This window comes from Enterococcus sp. LJL90 (genome assembly GCF_056924355.1).
In genome coordinates, this window is record NZ_JBXPBQ010000028.1 from 1 (window position 1) to 6,495 (window position 6,495).

Below are 6,495 nucleotides of genomic sequence, written 5' to 3' on the forward strand. Positions count from 1 at the left end.
AGTTAGCGCTTACATAACCTCCTTCAGAATTGTTAACATAGTTATAGAGTATACTTAACTACATGATCGTGAAATTATCTACTTAAATTAGGGGGGATAAAATGGAATCCATATTAATCGTATTAGCAATAATTTTATCAATTTTTTTAGGTGAAAAATTTAATATCAATACAGGATTAATTGCTTTGGCTTTTGCCTATTTGATAGGTTGCTTTGTGTTAGGAATGTCTATTCCTGATTTTCTTGCCACCTGGCCGACTAAACTTTTTTTAGTTATTTTTTCCGTGTCTCTGTTTTTTAATTTTGCAGTTGTAAATGGTACATTAGATAAACTTGCAAATCTTTTATTATACAAAATGAGAAGATTTAGTTTCTTTTTGCCACTAATCATTTATTTTATTACAGCCCTAGTATCTGGCTTAGGTGCTGGATTTTTTACATCGATTGCTATAATGGGAACTATATCAATGGCATTATGTAAGTCATCAAACATGAATCGCATGTATGCGTCTATAGCAGTTTCGTTGGGAGCTTTATCTGGTGCTAATTTTATGTTTAGTGCACATGGAGTTCTTTTCAATTCTTTGTTGACGCAGACACCGCTTGCTGATCAAGCAGCGTCATTAACTCAGGATATCTTTATAGTATCTTTTATATACCCAATATTTGTAGTGTTAATTTTATTATTTTTTTCTAAACGTAAATCTGACGAGAACAACCTAGTGATTGAAAAACCGGAAGTGTTTAATAAAAAACAAAAAATTAATCTTATATTGATTGCTTCACTTATGGTGATTGTTTTATTTGTTCCCGCATTAAATAATTTATTTCCGAACAAAGAGTGGTTGAATTTTATAAACACACGAATTGATATAAGCTTACTAGCAATAGTTTTTGCTATTATTTGTTATTTCTTAAAACTAACTGATACGCCTGATAAGGTAATGGAAAAAATACCATGGAGTACCATTTGGTTAGTATGTGGAGTCGGGATGCTTATTGATGTGGCTGTTGAAGCAGGTACCATTGACTTGTTAGCATCATTTATTAACAAGATACCAACACCAATAGTTCCTGTAGCGGTTTGCATTATCGCAGGTGTAATGTCTATTTTCAGCAGCACTTTGGGCGTTGTTGCACCTTTAATGTTTCCGATGGTATCAGGTATAGCTATATCAACAGGATTTAGTCCAGCGTTGATTATAGTATCAATAATAATTGGGGCACAATCAACTGCATTAGCACCGTTCTCTACTGGAGGCAGTTTAATTCTAGGAAATAGTGGTCTGACAGGAAAAGAACAAGAAAAATTTTATAATAAACTTCTATATGTTGCAACACCACTATGTTTAGCTTTTGCAGTAATAGCAACATTTATACTTACATTTATATATTAGGAGGAACAACATGGAGATATTTGATAGTCACTTTCATATTATCGATCCTAAATTTCCTATTATTGAAAATAATGGATTCACACCTGATTTTTACACTGTTGAAAATTATAGAAGTCAGTTACACAAGATGGGGATCCATTCCATAGGCGGGGTCGTAGTTTCTGGTTCTTTTCAAGGTTATGATCAAACCTATTTTGCAGACGCTCTAACAAAATTGGGGCCAAATTTTTTAGGGGTTTCTCAACTACCGTCCAACATAACTGATTATGAACTTACAAGATTAAATACTATTGGAATTCGTGGAATTCGTTTCAATTTATATAGAGGAATTACAGAAAATTTAACTGAAATTGAATATTTTTCAAAAAAGGTATTTGATTTATTGGGATGGCATACGGAGTTTTATCTAAATTTAGATACTTCAACAACTGAACTAGACAACCTCATTTTGAGTCTTCCTAAGGCCTCCGTTGATCATATAGGGATGGGCCGTAACTCTGAAGAAAAATTAAAAAAATTCATTTCTAATGGCATCCCAATTCGAGTTACTGGTTTTGGTCGAGTAGAATATTCTTTCAAAGAAATTTCTCTTCTTTTACCTCGATTATACGCAGAGAATCCCTCTGGACTTTTATTTGGGACTGATTTACCAAGTACTAGATCTCGAAAAAAATTTAGTCTTACTGATATAGAACTTTTAAAAAATATATTTTCTGAAATAGAACTTGAAAATTTGTTAGTAAACAACGGGAAGAGATGGTATCTAGCAAACTAAATTGATGCAGCAACAAACAAAAGGTATGTACAACGTTATTTAACGGTTAGTCGACATAATGTGCATTAAACAAAGTAGCCCGCCAGATCAACCTCTAGCGGGCTTTTCCTTGTGAATTTTTCAACATCTAGCGTTTCTCATTTTTCAAACGTTGCATTCGCAGCATTCTTCCGGCTCAAAACTTAGTGAAATTTTCTTGATGGAAACTAAGACCCTTGTTATACTAATCGTAGTAGAGTAACAATATTCGAAAGCGCTACTTGTTCTGCCCTCAGCCGACGCTGTCTGTTTTCAAACAGGGCCGCTCGCCTGGGGCGAGGCGGCCTGTCTGCCAGCGGCAAGACAGGTTTCCCTACTTGAAACAGTTACAGTGACGTGCGTGTTCACGAAGGTGAACAGGGCAAAGTAGACGCTTTTGAGCACCGAGAGCAACGACCGTTGCTCTCGGTGGGACCCCCGTACTCTAACAGGGGGGTAGTAAATCGGTAAATTAGGCTCGGAACAGTAGTAAATCGTTGATATGTAAAGAAAAAACCTTGTCCCAAGGTCGTGGAAAAAAACATCAATTTTGGGACATTTAAAATATGATACAAAAAGCTCTGTCTTAGCTGGTAGAGTTTTTTTTATGCCCAAAACTGTCACAAGCCTTAAAAGGTGCTTCTTTCTCTTGTATCTGCTTTTCAGTCTCTTCTATCCTAGCTTTTTCCTCGTCTAGAGTTGTAAGAAGTAATTGTGATTGCAACTAGTCAATTTTTTTGCATTGATTTATGTGCTTAATTCTTCACTCGGAAACCCGTTAAACTGATAAGAACTTTTGTTTGTGGGTTCAAACCCACAGCCTGACAGTAACCAGTTTTGGGCATAAAAAAAACTCACTGCGGGGACAGTGAGTCGGGGTAGGAGTAAAAAATGAAAAAAAGTTTGATTTGGGTTTGTTTTATTGGGATGAGTTCATCCTACATCCAAAATATGATGGAAATTTGTTCTTTTTGTAGCAATATCATGATTTTTCTTTTTCTTTGATTCTTGTTAACGCTCCTCTTAAACATAAAACCAAATGATTTTTTTAAATATGATACTTAAAGAAAAATGTTCCTTTTAAAATTTCACAAACAAATGTTGTAAGAGCATAAGGGAAACCTGATATCAATATTGATATAAACCGCAGAGCGGTTTGTTTTTAGTGTGATATCAGTTTTTTTTCACATGCGGCAAATATGAGCTTATATGCCGAGCCTCTTTTTAGGGTTTGCGGCAAAAACGGCCATATTTGCCGGACCAAAACACTCTACAATTAAGCTCTCAAGTTACTTTTAGCTTCACTTTTTTCTATATCGGTTTATGGAACACTTAAATTATTTCCAAAACTGAAACCATTTTTTCGATAGTCCAGGTATTTCTTCTTTTGAAGCTTCCGATAGCTGTTGTTCCACTTCTTCCTTACTTTCTCGGCTCGATTCTTCTGTATACGTAACCAATAATTGAGATTGCAGCTGTTCGATTTGTTTGTTTGCTTGAAGAGTAAGTTGTTGTTGCTGGTCTACCAGTTTTTCTAATTTCTCAATTCTCAAAATTTTATTATCATTTTCACTCTCTAAAAACTTGATATATCTATCCTTATCTGAATTATCCAATTCATTATCTAATTTATTCGTTTTTATATTCGAATTATCTGATTCAATATCTAAAATATTTAAATCTTTATCCGAATTATTTATTCCTAAAATTCTTTTTATTCGAATTTGATCATCTTCAAATAGTATATATTTATTACCTCTTTTATTAGGTCTTTCACTAACAGATAGGCCTTCAATAATTTTTTGAATTGATTGTTTTGAATAATCAATTTCATCAGCAAGCTCTTTGATAGTTTTGTAGTTTTCCAAGGGACTCACTCCTTCGCAGTAAGTATACCGTATTTAGAAATAAGGAACGAATGTCACGGCAGTTTTCGTCTAAACTTGCAAGTAAAACGACGGTCTACAGTACGTAGTAGCTGCTAAGGCATTTTGGCGTACCGCCAACCTCTCCAAGGCCGTTCGCTAAGGCTCACTCTCGCCAGATCGTTGCTAAGGCAACTGGCTCACACCTGTTCCGCTAAGGCTCCACAGGTTTTCCTTCTTTCTTTTTTTCAAAATCAAAAGAAAAAAAACTAGACAAATGCTCTCCGAATTGCTAACAGAGGGGCTGTTGTACTGGTGTTGAGCATAGTTGTACCCTAGTATCTGACAGAAAAATGTATGGCTTGTTTTTCTGTCTACTAGCGTACAACCTGTAATATGCGTCTAAACTGCGTTCTAACGTCGGAGAGCCGACCGGAGCCACTATCACATGCCTTATGAGTTGGAAGTTGCTACACTTCATCTAAAACCCTCTTAAAACACGCCCTAAGAGCCTTGTTTTAGATTACTGACCTTTCGGTCCATGTTTCCACCCTAGCCGTTTAAATCGGTCGCTACCACCCTTCAGAACACAAGGGCATAAGGCTACCCTTGTTGTGTGTTCCTAGCATTCCTTATTGCAGCGGCGAATACGTAACCTTTCGTCTTATTTCCCATCTTCTAAGGGTCGGACAGTGGCACGTCCGCTTGTTCCAAACAAAAAAGGCACTCAATTAGCTTTAATTGAGTGCCTTTATAAATCAAGTCCTTGAATTCTGCTTCTAGATTTACTATAATTAGATACGAACTTCAATAAAGAAGTGGTACTATTAATAGTAAAAGCTAGAATGTTAGAAGTGGTTTTGATTGATAGTAGGTTATCAATTAAAGCTCTTAAAAATCGCCTGAGAAACGATTTTTAAGCTAACGTTCTATTTTTTTACCTTTTTTCTGGTAATATTAAATTGTATGATAGTTTTAGATTACGCTTTAGGGGTTGGGATTGCAACCTTTTTTATCGATTTTATACTCTTTTGACTAATTAGTAAGGTGATATTAATTGAATAATTTAATGAAAAATGAGGTGCCCTATATTGAGTAACAGAAAACTGGAGATTTCGAGACCCCAAAGATTTTTTGGAGTAATTTTTTTTATTTTATTTGTATTGTGTATATACGTCGCATTAATAAGTGCATTATCTTTTACAATCTCAAAGGATAATATCGAAGATATTATGATTACATCTGATAATCCTGATTTAACAATAGATACGACAATAAAAGTTAATATAGAAAAACCTTTTTATCAAAAAATATCTAACATTAACGGGTATATCTATCATTCGACTCTGTTCTTTACAATCTATACTCAAGGTTCCATTTTTGATAGTCAGACAGAGGCAGTAATTAAGCTATCTGATTTTAATTTAGATAAACTTGAGTTAAGCTCTATTGAAAAAATTGCATTTATAGATACTGAAGAGTCTGAAACTAAAACTCTGGACTCAAGATTATTAGCTGAAAAAGAAAAAGTAGTATGGGAGAAATAGTCCATACTACTTTTTGATTAACTAGCATACCAAAATTTTATATATCCAGTATATACAGCGTAAGACTTATTACCTACAAATTGTCTACCAGTTCGTGGTAGATCTCCTCTATAATGTGCTGTCCTTCTAACAAAATTATGGAATTTAGATTGTGTTCTTTCAACATAAACACTAGATGTTCCTGTTCCAACTACAGATGTAGAAGCCCATATTTTCCCTGGGAAATCATATATATAACCTGTACTGCTTCGTAATAAAGGATTTTCTTGGACCTCTTTAAGTTCAACTTTTACTTCAATCGAGTCTATATCGCCAGTATATCCTTCTAAAACTACTACAATATCTCCAGGAAAATAAATTTCCGTACTTTCACCCACTCTTTCAACATCTACAATATCTTCTTGACCATAGCTAACATTTGTTGATTCAAAACTACCAGCTTCGACTACTTGTGGAATAGCAAACACTAAAATACATAGTACAAACGCAAACATAAGCTCAAATACCTTTTTCATTTAAACTCCCCCCTATCTTTTTAGAATTGATATTTTTACATATACAGAATAAATTATTATTCTGTATATAGCAATATATTCCGCTAAATTAATTAAATAAAAAGACAGAAAAATTGAAAATACGAAGTTTGTTTGGTAATTATTTTACACTACTAACTTTACATAAGTTACGTTATACCAAGCAATTTAAACATCCATGTTAACACCTGTAACAATTCACAATGGAAAAACAGAAAAAAAACAAATCAAACAAAAAAAAAACAGTTAGCGCTTACATAACCTCCTTCAGAATTGTTAACATAGTTATAGAGTATACTTAACTACATGATCGTGAAATTATCTACTTAAATTAGGGGGGATAAAATGGAATCCATATTA

General features: G+C 34.1%; 5 protein-coding genes. 3 read left to right on the forward strand and 2 right to left on the reverse strand.

The window, feature by feature from the left end; genetic code table 11:
• Positions 1 to 101: 101 nt before the first annotated feature.
• Together AC1Z3S_RS19655 and AC1Z3S_RS19660 are read left to right on the forward strand one after the other, a co-directional pair.
• Positions 102 to 1,397 (forward strand): SLC13 family permease, encoded by a 1,296-nt coding sequence (locus AC1Z3S_RS19655; protein ID WP_461741783.1) that lies wholly within the window; start codon positions 102 to 104, stop codon positions 1,395 to 1,397.
• A gap of 10 nt (positions 1,398 to 1,407) precedes the next feature.
• Positions 1,408 to 2,172 carry an amidohydrolase family protein gene (locus tag AC1Z3S_RS19660; protein WP_461741784.1) on the forward strand — a complete coding sequence of 255 codons (765 nt, stop codon included), beginning with the start codon at positions 1,408 to 1,410 and terminating at the stop codon, positions 2,170 to 2,172.
• Positions 2,173 to 3,527: 1,355 nt separating this feature from the next.
• On the opposite strand, the gene AC1Z3S_RS19665 is transcribed toward AC1Z3S_RS19660, so the two are convergent.
• Complete coding sequence (locus tag AC1Z3S_RS19665) at positions 3,528 to 4,058, reverse strand: DUF536 domain-containing protein (protein WP_461741785.1); 531 nt, start codon at positions 4,056 to 4,058, stop codon at positions 3,528 to 3,530.
• A gap of 1,088 nt (positions 4,059 to 5,146) precedes the next feature.
• Here AC1Z3S_RS19665 and AC1Z3S_RS19670 point away from each other — a divergent pair.
• Entirely contained in the window at positions 5,147 to 5,602 is a 456-nt protein-coding gene (locus tag AC1Z3S_RS19670) for a hypothetical protein (RefSeq protein ID WP_461741786.1), read from the forward strand.
• A 17-nt stretch (positions 5,603 to 5,619) separates the two neighbouring features.
• Here the strand turns inward: AC1Z3S_RS19670 and AC1Z3S_RS19675 are convergent, their stop codons facing one another.
• Positions 5,620 to 6,117, reverse strand: coding sequence for a hypothetical protein (locus AC1Z3S_RS19675; protein WP_461741787.1), 498 nt, complete (start codon positions 6,115 to 6,117; stop codon positions 5,620 to 5,622).
• Positions 6,118 to 6,495: the final 378 nt, after the last annotated feature.